The 14,805-nt window shown below is 38.2% G+C and carries 14 protein-coding genes; 4 read left to right on the forward strand and 10 right to left on the reverse strand.

Going from position 1 to position 14,805, the window contains the following annotated elements:
* The first annotated feature begins 91 nt into the window (after positions 1-91).
* On the forward strand, positions 92-1,738 hold the full coding sequence (pafA, locus tag IW15_RS06495; RefSeq protein ID WP_034710306.1) for an alkaline phosphatase PafA: 1,647 nt from the start codon (positions 92-94) through the stop codon (positions 1,736-1,738).
* A gap of 63 nt (positions 1,739-1,801) precedes the next feature.
* On the opposite strand, the gene IW15_RS06500 is transcribed toward pafA, so the two are convergent.
* Positions 1,802-2,932 (reverse strand): hypothetical protein, encoded by a 1,131-nt coding sequence (locus IW15_RS06500; RefSeq protein WP_034710117.1) that lies wholly within the window; start codon positions 2,930-2,932, stop codon positions 1,802-1,804.
* Positions 2,929-4,584 (reverse strand): helix-turn-helix domain-containing protein, encoded by a 1,656-nt coding sequence (locus IW15_RS06505; RefSeq protein ID WP_034710118.1) that lies wholly within the window; start codon positions 4,582-4,584, stop codon positions 2,929-2,931. Before IW15_RS06505 ends, IW15_RS06500 begins: the two co-directional genes overlap by 4 nt.
* Positions 4,585-4,733: 149 nt before the next feature.
* On the opposite strand from IW15_RS06505, the gene IW15_RS06510 reads away from it, so the two are divergent.
* Complete coding sequence (locus IW15_RS06510) at positions 4,734-6,047, forward strand: T9SS type A sorting domain-containing protein (protein WP_034710119.1); 1,314 nt, start codon at positions 4,734-4,736, stop codon at positions 6,045-6,047.
* An 82-nt stretch (positions 6,048-6,129) separates the two neighbouring features.
* Here IW15_RS06510 and IW15_RS21905 read toward each other — a convergent pair whose 3' ends face one another.
* The 8 genes from IW15_RS21905 to IW15_RS06545 all read right to left on the reverse strand — a co-directional run bounded on the left by IW15_RS21905 (position 6,130) and on the right by IW15_RS06545 (position 13,352).
* Positions 6,130-7,377, reverse strand: a complete 1,248-nt coding sequence (locus IW15_RS21905; RefSeq protein WP_051881805.1) for a hypothetical protein — start codon at positions 7,375-7,377, stop codon at positions 6,130-6,132.
* A gap of 57 nt (positions 7,378-7,434) precedes the next feature.
* On the reverse strand, positions 7,435-8,682 hold the full coding sequence (locus IW15_RS21910) for a hypothetical protein (RefSeq protein WP_131368511.1): 1,248 nt from the start codon (positions 8,680-8,682) through the stop codon (positions 7,435-7,437).
* A 72-nt stretch (positions 8,683-8,754) separates the two neighbouring features.
* Positions 8,755-10,002 carry a hypothetical protein gene (locus IW15_RS21915; protein WP_051881810.1) on the reverse strand — a complete coding sequence of 416 codons (1,248 nt, stop codon included), beginning with the start codon at positions 10,000-10,002 and terminating at the stop codon, positions 8,755-8,757.
* 118 nt (positions 10,003-10,120) lie between these two features.
* The gene (locus tag IW15_RS06530) at positions 10,121-10,441 is read right to left on the reverse strand and encodes a barstar family protein (protein WP_034710120.1); all 321 of its coding nucleotides are present in this window, start codon (positions 10,439-10,441) and stop codon (positions 10,121-10,123) included.
* A 208-nt stretch (positions 10,442-10,649) separates the two neighbouring features.
* A complete protein-coding gene (locus IW15_RS23150) occupies positions 10,650-10,805 on the reverse strand; it encodes a GIY-YIG nuclease family protein (protein ID WP_316931873.1) in 156 nt (51 codons plus the stop codon).
* A 57-nt stretch (positions 10,806-10,862) separates the two neighbouring features.
* A complete protein-coding gene (locus tag IW15_RS06535; RefSeq protein WP_034710121.1) occupies positions 10,863-11,381 on the reverse strand; it encodes a ribonuclease domain-containing protein in 519 nt (172 codons plus the stop codon).
* 331 nt (positions 11,382-11,712) lie between these two features.
* Positions 11,713-12,507: an NAD(+) synthase gene (gene nadE / locus IW15_RS06540; RefSeq protein ID WP_034710122.1), complete on the reverse strand. Its 795-nt coding sequence runs from the start codon at positions 12,505-12,507 to the stop codon at positions 11,713-11,715.
* A gap of 212 nt (positions 12,508-12,719) precedes the next feature.
* On the reverse strand, positions 12,720-13,352 hold the full coding sequence (locus tag IW15_RS06545; protein ID WP_228384314.1) for a leucine-rich repeat domain-containing protein: 633 nt from the start codon (positions 13,350-13,352) through the stop codon (positions 12,720-12,722).
* Between the two features lie 56 nt (positions 13,353-13,408).
* On the opposite strand from IW15_RS06545, the gene gldB reads away from it, so the two are divergent.
* Positions 13,409-14,395, forward strand: coding sequence for a gliding motility lipoprotein GldB (gldB, locus tag IW15_RS06550; RefSeq protein ID WP_084681374.1), 987 nt, complete (start codon positions 13,409-13,411; stop codon positions 14,393-14,395).
* A 29-nt stretch (positions 14,396-14,424) separates the two neighbouring features.
* Complete coding sequence (gene gldC, locus IW15_RS06555) at positions 14,425-14,751, forward strand: gliding motility protein GldC (protein WP_034710124.1); 327 nt, start codon at positions 14,425-14,427, stop codon at positions 14,749-14,751.
* Positions 14,752-14,805 lie beyond the last annotated feature (54 nt).

Genomic DNA, 14,805 nt, shown 5'->3' on the forward strand with positions numbered 1-14,805 from the left:
GATGAAAATGTATGATTCTCAAATTTAAATAAAATTTCACATTCCAAAACTTTGAAAACCCTTAAATTTGTGGTCAATAAAAATGTACCAGATGCTTAGGAAAATTTCAATTGCGGCCGCTACCGCTTTGTCCGTAATTACAATTAATGCTCAGAAGACCAAAAATTCTCAGGTAGAAAGGCCCAAATTAGTCGTAGGTCTGGTGGTAGACCAGATGCGTTGGGATTATCTATACCGTTTTTATAATAAATTTGGAAACGATGGTTTCAAAAGATTACTGAATACGGGATACTCTCTGAATAATGTACATATCAACTATGTGCCTACCATTACGGCTTTGGGACATACTTGTATTTATACAGGTTCAGTTCCTGCCATTCATGGGATTGCCGGAAACGACTGGACGGATAAAGAAACCGGTAAAAATGTGTATTGTACAGCAGACGAGAGCGTACAGCCGGTAGGAACGACGAATGCCAAAGCAGGAAGTCACTCTCCAAAGAATCTTTGGTCTACTACGGTAACTGACGAATTGAGGCTGGCTACTAATTTTCAAGGGAAAGTGATTGGTGTTTCTTTGAAAGACCGTGCTTCTATTCTTCCAGCAGGTCATACTCCAAACGGAGCATTTTGGTTTGATGATTCTACAGGAGACTTTATTACGAGTACCTGGTACATGAATGAATTACCACAGTGGGTGAAATCCTTCAATGCACAGAAACAGCCGGAGAAATTAGTGGCAAACGGGTGGAATACCTTACTTCCTATTAATCAATATACAGAAAGTTCACCCGATAACTCTTCATGGGAAGGGCTTTTGGGAAGCGCAAAAACGCCGACTTTCCCTTACAGCAATTTAGCAAAAGATTATCAGGATAAAAAGGATAACATCCGCTATACTCCTTTCGGAAATACATTAACCCTGAAATTAGCCGAAGCTTCTGTGGAAGGCGAAAAATTAGGGGCCGATGCTGTCACAGACTTTTTAGCGATCAACCTGGCATCTACCGATTATGCAGGCCACAAATATGGTCCTAATTCTATTGAAGTGGAGGATGTTTATATAAGACTGGATCAGGATCTGGCTCAATTCTTCAGCTATCTGGATTCAAAAGTAGGAAAAGGGGAGTATACAATTTTCCTTTCTGCAGACCATGGAGGTGCACATTCTGTAGGATTCTTACAAGAGCATAAAATAGCAACGGGTTTCTTCGGTGAAGGAATGGAAAAGGATATCAACCAAAAATTAAAAGATAAATTCGGGGTGGATAAACTGATCAATGCAGTGGATAACTATCAAGTGTATTTTGACAGAAAACTGTTGGCAGACAACAAGCTTGAATTGGATGATGTAAGAGATTTTACGATCAAAGAGCTTGAAAAAGATCCTACGGTTTTATATGCAGTTTCCGTTACCAAAGTTCAGGAATCTACTATTCCGGAACCTATAAAACAGAGAATCATCAATGGTATCAACAGACAGCGAAGTGGTGATATCCAGCTGATCTCCCATGATTCTATGCTTCCTTCTTATGCTAAAAAAGGAACGACCCACAGTGTATGGAATTCTTATGATTCCCACATTCCGTTAATCTTTATGGGTTGGGGAATACAGCATGGAGAAAGCAACAAAGCATATAATATGACTGATATTGCACCAACGGTTTCTTCTTTATTGAAAATCCAGTTTCCAAGCGGAAATATCGGAAATCCAATTACTGAAGTGATCGGCAGATAATATCAAACAAAATATCAGAAAAAAACACTCCTTTTCAGGGGTGTTTTTTTGATTAAATAAATGCTACGACCGGATGATCTGCTGGATGTGTTTCTGGAACTTTATATTCTTTTTCCTCACCTTAACAATGAAGAATAATAATACTCCAATGATCAATAGGCTTAGCCCCACAATGATTGCTGTAAGAAACCGGTAATGTGAAGTCAGTTCCCTGCTTTTCATCAGAGTTTCTCTGTTGTGGTTGTTGATCGCGTGATTGATGGATTTCAATTCATTCTGTGCCCTCTGAAAGCGCATTTCAAAATATTTCTTATTGTATTTTTGATAAAAAGCCGGTTGTCCCAGTGCCAAATAATTTTCAGCCATTTCCTTATAAATACCTTCATTAAGAGTTAAATCACCCGTGTTTTTGCAAAGTTCTTCTGCCTGAACAAGCAGTTTCAAAGCCGTTTCGTTTTCTCTTTTTTGTTTATAAACTTCAGCCAGACCTTTTAATGCAAATGCTTCCAAGCTTTTCGCCTTATTCTTTTTTGCAAAGTCCATCGACTGTAGGAATGCCTGGTGGGCTTTTTCCAGTTGATTGAGTTTAAGATAGCAGTAGCCAATATTATAAAAAACAACACTGATATTGGCATAGGTCCCTTCCCTGGCTGTTACTTTTTCAAAATGCCGGATAGAAATAAGCAGTTTTTCTAAGGCAATTTCAGGATTCGACTGGCTTTTATAGATCATTCCCCGAATGGCATAACTTCTTCCGCTTTCAGTATGCTTTTCAGGGGCTTCGTCCGGAAGTTTTGCGATATAGGTTTCAACCTCATTAAGGGTTTCAAGGCTTTTACTGTAAAGTTCCATTTGCTGGTATTGGACGGCGGCTGAAATCAGAACTTTAATCTGGGTTTTGAGATCATTGGTCTGTAATGCCAATTCTTTAGCTTTTACAATATATTGCAGAGATTGGTCGAAATCTCTTTTGGCAATATTGGCAGTAGAAATAAGAAGAAGGATACTGATCTGGTTATTGATGTTTTTTTCTTTTTTGAACAGGGTTTTACAGATGTTGATCGCATTGTCGGGATTATCATAAATCTCTATTCGTGCTTTTTGCATCAGAGAATCATCCGATATCTTCTGTCCGGAAAGAGGTGATAAGACCATCAAAAATAAGACGGTAGCTATTTTTAAAGCTAATTTCATAAAGTATTGCTTTTACTTATTTCCTGGATATAGGTATTGGGAGACATGCCGGTTACCGATTTGAAAACTGTGGTAAATGCACTGTGTGAGGAAAATCCGCCATATTCTGCCAGATAACTAACCTTATAATTAAGATATACAGGATCTGTTTTTAATAAATGAGCTATGTGATTGATTCTTAATTCATTGATGTAGCCGTTGAAATTTTTGCCTTTGCTGTTGTTGATGACTTCAGAAAGATATTTGGTATTAATGCCCATTTGCGCAGAAAGCATCGATATCGACATACTTTTGTTGAGGTAGCGGTCAGATTTTTCCCATTCGGCTAGCTTTAGGAGGATTTCATCTTCTTTTTCCTTAGAAATTTTGTTTGCATCTTTTTCCGGACTTTTTTCTGCTGAAAATACAGTTTCTTCGGCTGGATTTGCTGGCTGAATCTGAATGCCTTCTTCCCATTTTTTTTGTTTCTCAAAGAATTCAGACTGTTTCTTTACCTCTTTATTTTTATTAGTTAAGAATAAAAAATAAACGATTAAAATAATGATGAGAAGAGAAAAAATGGAAGCTAATACCTTTATTTTTTTTGATTCATTCTGCTCCTGAAATTCCAGGTTTTTGGTTTGATTAGCTTCTACCAGCTTTATAATATAACGAATACCTTCTCTCGTATTGGAGTCCAGTATTGCCTGTATTTCTGTGTAATACTTGTTGTATTCATGGTATTTTTTATCATTATGCAACGCAAAATAATTCTTGGATAATGATTCGTAAATTTTTGATTTCAAATCACTGTAAGGAAGATTCTGAACCTTCGTTAATGCTTTTTCCAAATGGGTTACAGCAGTTGTGTATTCTTGCTTAAAAAAATAATAGCGGGAAAGGCTTTCATGAACCATCGCCTGAAGGTAGGCGTAATCCGTTTTGCTTTCTGTAAAAAGTAAAGCTGATTCTAAAAGTGATCGGGCTTCTTCTAAATGATTTGACCTCATCAGATATAAAGCTTTAAAAATCTTATTTTCAATGCCGAGAATCAGATTTTCCTGATTGCCGGAACCAAGATATTGATCACTTTTTCCCAGGTTTTCTAAAGCTGCCGGATAATTTCTGTTCAGTCCAAAATTGAGAGCCTGAAGCTGATAAAGTTTGGCGGTGGTTATTTTTAATTTTGCATCATCACTTTTCAATAACCTGGAATCAGCCAGCAAATGAGAAATTATTCTGGTTGACTGGTTGTATAAATCTAAATTCTGATATTGATCTGCAAGATTATAGTCTCCGAATACCTGTAAAAAATACGAAAGATTTTCTCTTTCTCCTGAATCCTCCTTCTGGCTGTATGTATTCACGGACTGTACATAATCTCCTTTCATGGCATAGGCCTGCGAGATGATATTTTGCAAAACAATTCGATGTTCGATATTCTGATCGCTGATCAGTAAGCTCTGGGAATAGCTGATGCAGTCATCGGGATTCTGATATAGTTTCTGAAAAGCTTTGTCTGATAAAATGCTAAAATCAGGACCGGATTGGCCATTTATAAAAACTGAGCAGAGCAGTATAATCAGTAACTGGATGATTTTTTTCAATCTCCACTTATGAAAAAAAATATTTTTATTGATTTTTCCTTTTGTATCCTTATGATTTGTCTTCAAAGTAGAGTTTTTGTATAGGTTTGTTTTTTAATGATTTATATTATTTGTTCTTTTGAATTTCACGAATTATGTAAGCCTAATTCTTTTTAAAATTCAAATATAATATTAATATTGTTTCCACCAATTCAAAATAATAACCCCAAAGAAACATGAAAAAAATTTACAACCTTTCATTGAAAACTTTATATGCTTGTGTGCTGTTTGGTTTTTCAGACATGGGTGCGCAGCTTACCGTGATGGGCGTGGGAAATTATACTGTAGGAAGTATTTCTGATAATGGAGTGGTAAGTATGCATACGAGTGGAGGCGGGATCTTTAAATGGGATGCTGCAAACGGTCTGGTTCAGATCGGAAACCTTACGAACGGATATCCTGCAGCAGGCAGGACTCTTGTTTCTGGTGATGGAACGAAAATAGCATCTTCGGTGACAAATACCAACACGAATTTTAATGAGATAGCGACGTATGATACCGGAACTGCAGCTTGGACGAATCATGGAGGCCTTGTTCCTACGGGATGGGATGGAAGTGTAAGTTCCACCTGGGGAATGACAGCTGATGGAAATACCATTGTAGGGCTGGGCTGGCTTACAGCAGCAAGTGCTCATGCCATAAAATGGGATGCCGTAAATGGGGTAACGGATCTGGGAAGCATCATTGCCGGAAGAAGTTCGAGAGCCAATGCTGTAAATAACGACGGTACCGTGATTGTAGGATGGCAAGATGAAGATGACGGAACCAGAAGCGGGGCAAAATGGGTAAACGGAGTAGAAAGCTTTATCACAGATAGCAATGGCGATAATGTAGGAGAAGCGGGAGGCGTTTCTGCTGACGGAAATACAATTATAGGCGCTGCAATGCCCAATCCTTATGTTTGGAATGCTACAGCAGGCCTTGTTTATATAACACATCCAAATTCCTCTGCCTTCTTCAGAGGCGGGGCAACGGGAATTTCTGCTGACGGCAGAAGAGTAATTGGCTTTTTCAGGCCATTCTCGGCACCTCCGATGTCTGGAGAGGGCTTTATATGGACCTCAGCAGCAGGGCGTATTAATCTGAATGATTATGCAGCTGGCTTGGGGATCAATACGCAAGGGGTTACGATGTCACTGCCGCTGGCAATATCCGGAGACGGGAAAAAAATTGCGGGAGTAGGGACTAATGCATCCGGACAGATCGTTGCATTTTATCTTGATCTGTCAGAATTTCTTTCTACCAGGGAAAATGAAAAACAGGATAATAATGTATCCATTTATCCTAATCCTGCGACAGACATTATTTACATTAAAGGAATTAAAGGCATTGAGAAATCTGAAATATACAATATGGTCGGTCAAAAAGTAAAAACATTCAGTTCTGGGGAAGACAGAATTGATGTATCCTCCCTGTCAAAAGGGAATTATATACTGCAGATATTCGTGAAAGGGGAAGTTTCACACAATCATAAATTCATCAAACAGTAAAAATTAAATTAGACGCACTTAAAAAGACTTAGACCATAAACTCGCAGATTTTTTCTGCGAGTTTTGTATTTTAGATTTAGCTTTAATTGATATAAGAAGCATTAAAAGACATGGAAATAGGCCTGCATGGCATATTGATGCCGGATGTCGTTCCGTTATTTACCGCTCTTATCATTCTTACATCCAGAGTATGGCTTCCTTCAGTAAGGGATTTTACGGTGTTGATGGTAAATTGCGTACTCGTTCCTGCTGTTGTTTCCTGAGTTCGGAGATAGCAGTCTGTAGCAATGCCGTCAATATATAATCTTGCCTCATAGGTAGCCTGTCCGCCTCCGGCAGGAATTCCAACATAATCTACTCCAAGCATAAAATTAATGAATAATGTTTTACCACCCGCAGGAACGGTAACAGATTGTGAGGTGCCTGTGACGATTGTAGCCGTAAGATTATTAACATTAAAATCGGCTCCGGTCGTACTGTTCACGGCAGCCGTATTGATACTGGCCGGTGTAGGATTCGCCACAGTGATTATATTTCCTGCGGCATCAACACCTATAGACTGCCCTGTACCTATTGGTGCTGCTGAGGTAAGATTCGTCAGTCTTAATCCGGAAACATTGGCTATTCCTGAAGCTATTTCGAATCTTGTATTGGGAGTTGCTGTGCCTATACCGATATTTCCATTGCTTAATAAAGTTACTTTTTCTATGTCATTGGTTTTTAAAGTAAGTGGAGCGGCATTCATAGTCCCCAGGCTCAGTTTGGTTGAGTTTCCGTAAGAATTTACCTGTGCCTGGCCGGCATCATCTACATACATATCGAGATTGGAAGATCCTCCGGTTAAGGTCATAGATCCTTTGGTAGATCCGCTTGCAGCAAGTGTTCCCAAGCCCGAGCTTGTCACAATGGCGACATTGGTATTTTCATTGGTGAAAAGTAAGGGGTTTCCATTGGTGGTAATCGTTCTTGCACTCGTCAGTACACCATTCGAATTATAGATATTGGAGGATAGCCCTAATTTTGCCCAGGCTGTTCCGTTAAAATAATAATATCCCACAGCATCTATATTGGAGGCAGTTCCTGTTAATGTTCCCGTCGCAATACTGTTTACATAAATCAATGTTGAATTGGGAATGCCAGTCATGCTTTGTGCTCTTTGACGGTCTACTCTTGGGATGAGCAATCCATCAACGGCAGTACCGGGTCCGGTGGCATTTTTTGCAGTAATATCTAGGGTTGAAGAGGGTAGACTGGTATTAATTCCCGTTTGGGCTATAACAAATACAATTCCCGTAAACAAAAATAAGGCTGAAAGTTGAAATCTTTTCATGGAGGATGTTTAAGATAATGAAGGATTGCAATACTGCTTTATCCTATTGGGTAAAACTTAGTTTAAATAAGAAGCATTGAACGACATTGAAATTGGTGTACAAAGCATATTGGCACCAGAATTTGTTCCATTATTGAATGTTCTCTGCATTCTTACATCAATCGTATGATTTCCTGCGGCCAGAAATTTAATAGTACTGATGCTGAAAAATACATTCGTACTGATTCCTACTTCCTGAGCGCGCATATAACAGTCTGTTGCTACACCGTCTATGTATAACCTTGCTTCATAATAAGCGGTCCCGCTTCCTACAGGAGTACTGATGTAATCTATCCCAAGCATGCAATTGATAAATAAGGCTTTACCGCTAGTGGGAATCGTAATAGATTGTGATGTTCCTGATACAACCGTTGCTGTAAGGTCATTCACATTAAAGTTGGCCTCAGTGATACTGTTCACCGAAAAAGTGCTTACGTTTGTCGGACTGGGATTGGCAACGGTTACTACATTTCCAGCTGCATCTACTCCCAATGCCTGGCCGGCAGCTATGGGCGTAGCAGAAGTAAGGTTGGTAAACCTTAAACCGGATGTATTGGCTGTTCCTGAGGTTAATTCTAAAGCTGTATTAGGAACATTCGTACCCATACCTACATTTCCGTTACTCAGCAGAGTCAGTTGTTCCGAATTGTTGGTTTTAAGGACAAGAGGAGTGGAATTAGTAGTTCCCATACTGAATTTTGGAGTCGTTCCTGCAACATTGAGTTGCGTTGCGTTGCCATGTTCTGCATATGTGTTTACTGTATTTGTTTCTGAAGATAAGCTTACGGTACCTCTTACAGATCCGTTTGCAGAAAATCCACCTTCAGTTTCAGTGCTGATAATGCCGGCTGTAGTGGTTCCATTCACAAAATTAATAGGATTCCCATTGGTTGTTACCGATCTAAAGCTGCTTAGAGTACCATTTGAAGTATACATATTAACAGAAGGATTTAATTTTATCCAGGAAGTCCCGGTATAGTAGTAATAGCCGGGGGCATCTATATTGACAGCCGTTCCGGTTTGTGTTCCCGTAGCAATGGTAGTAACGTAGATCAGGGTAGAGATTGGAATGCCGGTCATGCTTTGTGCTCTTTGTCTGTCTATTCTCGGCACCAGGATTCCATCTACTTCAGAGGCGGTTCCTGTGGGATTTTTAGCATTAATATCTAAGGTGGACAATGGAGTGCTGGTATTGATTCCGATTTGTGCGAAGGCTAATGAACAAGTGGTAAGTGATAGTATAATAGAAAGTTGTATACTTTTCATAGGAAATAGTTTAAGGAGAATATTCATTTTTACGATGAAAAATTATAATTCTTAAAATGATTTTTATTTAAATTAATTTAAATAGGTTGCGTTAAATGACATAGAAATCGGAATACAAAGCATATTGACCCCCGAAGCGATCCCATTATTAAAAGTTCTTGTCATCCTTACATCGATCGTATGATTTCCGGCTGTAAGAAATTTCACCGTATTAAAGCTGAATTGTGCGCTGTATCCACCGGGACCGTATTCCTGGGTACGCATATAGCAATCCGTAGCAGCGCCATCTATATACAGTCTGGCTTCATAATAGGAAGAACCGCTTCCAGTAGGATTGCTGCCATAGTCTATCCCCAACATAAAATTGATAAATAAAGCTTTCCCACCCGTAGGAATATTCACAGACTGTGAAGTTCCCGGTACCATGACCGCAGTAGCGTCATTGACATTAAAACTCGCTCCTGTCGTACTGTTTACAGAAGCGGTAGTCACGCTGGCAGGTGATGGGTTGACGAGTGTAATTACATTTCCTGCAGCATCCACTCCCAAAGTCTGTCCGGTGCTGATTGGCGAAGCAGAGTTAAGGTTTGTAAATCTTGTGCCGGAAGTATTGGCTGTACCGGAAGAAATTTCCAGTTTTGCATTGGGTGCTGACGTTCCTACACCTATATTTCCATTATTTAAAATGGTAAGTCTTTCGATTCCGTTTGTTTTTAACACAAGCGGGCTGGCATTGGTAGAACCGATACTTAATTGGGTGGAATTTCCGTAAGAAACGAGCTGTGCGCCGGTAGCGTTCACAAAATAATCAAGATTGGCTGAGCCTCCGACCAGATTTAACCATCCTCTTGATGAGCTGTTGGCAGACCAGGCTCCATCCGTTGCAGAAGTGATTATTTTTATGATGTTTGCCCCATTGCTGAAGGTTACGGAATTTCCGTTGGTCGTTACCGTTCGTGTACCGGATAAAGTTCCGTCAACATTATAAATGTTCTGTGAAGTAATAAGTTTTGTCCATACCGCTCCATTAAAATAATAATAGCCCACTGAATCGATGAGGGCTGCGGTGCCGGCTAATGTTCCCGTAGCGACACTGTTAATATAAATCAGCGTGGATACGGGAACTCCAGTCATATTTTGTGCTCTCTGCCGGTCTATTCTGGGAACTAACAATCCATCTGTATTGGTGGAAGTTCCTGTAGCATTCCTGGCAGTAATATCCAGGGTGGAAACTGGTGATGGATTATTAATACCAACTTGTGCAATGATGAGCGTGAAATTCGTAAATAAGAATAGAAGAGAAAATTGTACTCTTTTCATGGTTTAGTTTAACATGTAGATTGATAATTGCTAGGCTGCAAATATTGATCTTTTATTTCTAAAAACAAGCTAAAAAGAGAATAATATTCTATTAAACTATTGATATTGATGTTTTTAATTATTCAGCCTCATCTGTGTCCTCACTTTCATCTTCGTCTCCATCATCATATTGCTCCAGATAATAGGTGAAACTAAAGTCTTCCATTTCATCTTCTGCATCTTCAAGGGTAGCGAGCAGATCTTCAAACATCTCCAATTGGTCTACCGTCATGTTGACGAATTCAAGGTGAAGGGGCATTTCCATTCCGCCGGTAATGATGTCAGACAGCGCATCAAGATTATCACCGAAATATTCCGGAAGCGCTATCTTTTCTTTTAATTGCGCATAAAAATCTTCATAGTCACCTATGTCTGTAAAATCGATATATATTGTTTTCATATTCTATTATTTAATCATTTTTTGTCATTGCGAGGAGCGAAGTGACGAAGCAATCTCAAAAAATATCCATGATATTTTCAATATTGTCAGCCAAATCTTTCTATTCGGGATTCATAGCGTTGATGAGATCCAATTTTTTCTGTCTTGAGCCTGCTTTGATCTGCTTTTCCCGAAAAATAGCATCTCCTATTTCTTGAAAAGATTCCCACTAAACCAATAGATATAATTTGTATCTTGATGTAAAGCTCTGCTCATAATACATTTCTTTATGCTCCTGAATTCGTTTGGGTAGGTCTGAAGTAACTCCTGTATAAAGAGTTGTATGATTCTTGTTGGTCATAATGTAAACAAAGCCTGGTTTCATGGACCTGTAAGTTTTAAAGATTGCTTCGTCGCTTCGCTCCTCGCAATGACTTATTAATTACTGTTTTTCAAAACTCTTATAATGGTTTTTGGTCAGGTATACATCCCCTTCTTTTGTAAAGATAATCCGGTCTGCATTTCTTCCGCCACATTGATAATTCACATCTGCCTCAAAGTATTTTTCACCATCCGGAAGTCTTTTTTCTCTGTTGCTGAATTTGTCACCACCAATTGCTTTTCCCGGAAGGGCTTCACAAAGATTCCCTTTTGATGGATTCCAGCCTTCCTTTCTTGCTTCATTTTTTGTGATATAATAGTCGGGCAGCCGGTGCTGCTGTTTTACATAACTGATGACGGTTTTCTCTTCCGTTAATTTTTCAATTGACTGCTGATCTGCCGAATAACCTCCGGTATTTTGAGATGGTGCAGAACTGCTTCCCAAACTGGCGGTTTCTGTTGTTACAGGGTTGTGATTATTCTTTTTCTCCGCTATAAAATTATTATAAACGTACATTACAGACATCCCAAAAAGAAGTCCTAAACAGATGAAAAACAGAGATCTTATTTTACTATTCATATCATTATTATCAAGGTTGAAAGGTTAAAAGTCAGTGGTCAATGGTGAATTGTGAATTGTCAATTGTGAATTGAACGTCACTATTCAATTTTATTTTCCATATCATCAATAGTCAATGGTGAATTGTGAATTGTGAATTAAAAAATTGACTTTTGACCATTCACTTTTATTACGATATTATCAATCGTCTACAGTAAGATGTTAATTGTGAACTAAAAAATTGACCATTCACTATTCACTTTTACTTTTCAGATTATTAATTGTCAGCGGTAAATTGCAAACGTCAGTCTATAAGTTAAAAAATGACCATTCGCCATTCACTTTTCCCATCTTAATCGTTTCTCCATTCTTCAGGAATATCACATACCGGGATCGGATCGATTTTATGTCTTGCGGCTTTGTGCATTCTGTCGAAAATCAAGAATACCTCTTTATCACGGCCTTCATAATCGTCAGCGGTCTTCGTTCCATATTCTTTCTGAATTTTTTCCAGCTCAGGATAAGTGGCGCCAATCTGTTGTTCATCGGTTCTGTCGACATCCCAAAGTCCATCTGTAGGAATCGCTTCCTGAATATTTTTTACCAAATTTAATGCCTTTGCAAGCTTATATACTTCGGTTTTGTACAGATCAGCAATAGGAGAGACATCTACACCTCCGTCTCCATATTTGGTGTAAAATCCAATTCCGAAATCTTCCACTTTATTTCCTGTTCCACATACCAAAAGCCCGTTAAGCTGCCCGTAGTAGTATAAAGTAAGCATTCTCAGACGAGCTCTTGTATTCGCGAAAGCTAACTTTTCATTAGGGTAAATTTCTTCCTGTACGTCAAAGGTTTTATATAGCTCTTCGAAGGCAGGCGTTAGATTAACAGACATGGTTTCTACATTCGGGAATCTGGATTTCAAATCATTCATATGTTCCCAGGCACGGTTTACCTGATCTTCTTTCTGGCGGATCGGCATTTCTATTAATAATGTTTTTAAGCCCGTCATGGCGGACAGGGTAGAAACAACTCCTGAGTCCACTCCTCCGGAAACGCCTAATACATATCCGTTTACATTTGCTTTTTTAGCATAATCTTTTAGCCAGCTTACAATATGATCGATTACTTTTTGTGTCTGCATTGTTTATTTTTTTAGTCTATTCAAATTCTTTAGGGGTATTTTTCCCTTTTATATTTTTAATGTCTTTATCAGATTGTTTTCTTTTGGAATCTCAAAAAAATTGATGTCAAAATTACTGGTTTTTTCCTAACCAGATTGAGGTAAATTATTTTTAATTTGTAACATTCGATAAAAAGTCTGATGTTTGATATCGAATGTCTTGTATCTAATTATTATTCAGCCCCAAAAATCGTAAAGTCAGTTTTCATTCCCTTTTTAATATCAGATTCCTTCATCTTGTTTCCCCCTACATTTAAAGTCTGAAGGCCTGGATTTCCGGATACATCGAGTTTTTGGATTTGATTATGCTCAATATTCAGTTTCCTTAAATTTTTAAGCATTGTCAGATCAATTGTTTTTAATTTATTTAAAGATACCGTTAGCTGGTCAATTCTGGGAGTTGCTTTTAATGAAATGTGTTGAAGCGAATTGTTGTCGAGATAGAGAGATGCCAGGCTTTTAAGGTTTTCTGCTTCAAATGTTGAAATATTACAGCCGGTACATGAAAACAGCTCCAGATGATCCATATTTCTGATCATTACATTGGAAATGTTGTTGTCATCCAGCATGATCATTTTCACATTTTTGAAAAATCGGAGATCATCCGTTGAGGTAATCCCTTTTTGCACCAAAAATAAATTGGTTACCCGATCTGCTTCCAACTGCTCGATAGAGCCACTTTTATTCACGTCAAAATTTTCCACAACTGCCTTTTCAAGATTTTTATCTTTAAAGTCGAGTTTTTGTCCGGAGAAAAGTGAAAGACCAGAAATAAGGCAGAGGATTGCAAATATTTTATTTTTCATTATTAATTGTGTTTTTAATCCTTATTTTTGTAAAACATAAATTTCATGTAAAAATAATGAAGATTTTTAGAATTATTACGCTTTCTTCTCTTTTAGTTTTAGGATTAAATTCTTGCAAAAAAGAACCTGAAAACCAATGGAAAGTAGAAGTGAAAAATACAGCTGAAAAAGTTGAACTTACCGATATTTCAAAAGAATTTTACAACCAGCAAATGCCGTTGGATCAGTTTAAAGCCAAATTTCCCTGGTTTCAGGGCACTGTGAGCGATGCGGATTTTGAAAAAAGAAGAGGAGATGAGTCTGAGATTAAAATCTACAAAGAAGCTGCTGCCAAAATAGACCAGAATAAACTTCAAAAGGAGTTACAGGATTTGTTTTCCCATATCAAATATTATTTTCCGAAATTTAAGAGTCCTAAGGTCTATCTGTTTTCATCAGCGCTGCAGATGATTCAGGATCCTATTTTTTATGATGACAAGGGGAATCTTTTATTCATTGATATTACCGGTTTTATGGGTGATGGAAATGCCAATTATAAAGGCCTGGAAATGTACTTTCAGAAATCGATGAATCCGCAGAATATTGTTCCTAAAGTTTCGCGCCTTTTTGCTGAAAATATTGTGACCGCATCTCCTGACCACCAGAAATTTATAGATCAGATGGTCCTTAACGGAAAAATCATGATCCTTCAGGATGCCTTTTTACCGGATGTTCCTGATTATCTTAAAATAAACTATACCCAGAAACAATATGAATGGGCGAAAGCAAATGAAGCGAATATCTGGAATTATTTTGTGGAAAGTAATTTGATTTTTGGAGATGACCACAGGCTGGAAGAACGTTTCATCACGCCGGGACCATTTTCAAAGTTTTATACGGAGATCGACAACGAATCTTCTCCACAGATTGGAATTTTTACCGGATGGCAGATCTGTAAAAAATACCTGGCAGAAAAACCTGAAACAAAACTTACAGACTTCCTGAAAATGGATGCTACCGTAATTTTTAATCAGTCAGGATATAAACCGAAGTTAAAAGAATAGATAGTATACAATTTAGAAAAATAGAAAAAATGAGAAAGACTCAAATAACGATAGACGTAGAATTGGATGAAAATCACATCCCGGAAAGCATTACCTGGAACGCACAGGATGGGGGGGTTGAAAAAGAAGAAACCAAAGCTACGATGATTTCCGTTTGGGATGATAAAGCTATGGAAGCATTAAGAATCGATTTATGGACTAAAGAAATGCCTGTAGATCAAATGAAGATGTTTATCCACCAGATTATGGTATCTTTAGGAAGTACCTATCAGAGAGCAACAGGTGAGGAAGATGTAGCACAGTGGTTGGAAGAAATTGCTGAAGAATTTGCCATCAAGTCTGCGATTAAAATGTAAAAATATAACACTACAGCAATTTAATAGTGACCGATGAAAGGCATTATTATTGTT

Source organism: Chryseobacterium soli (assembly GCF_000737705.1).
In the GTDB taxonomy this organism is placed as follows: Bacteria; Bacteroidota; Bacteroidia; order Flavobacteriales; family Weeksellaceae; genus Chryseobacterium; species Chryseobacterium soli.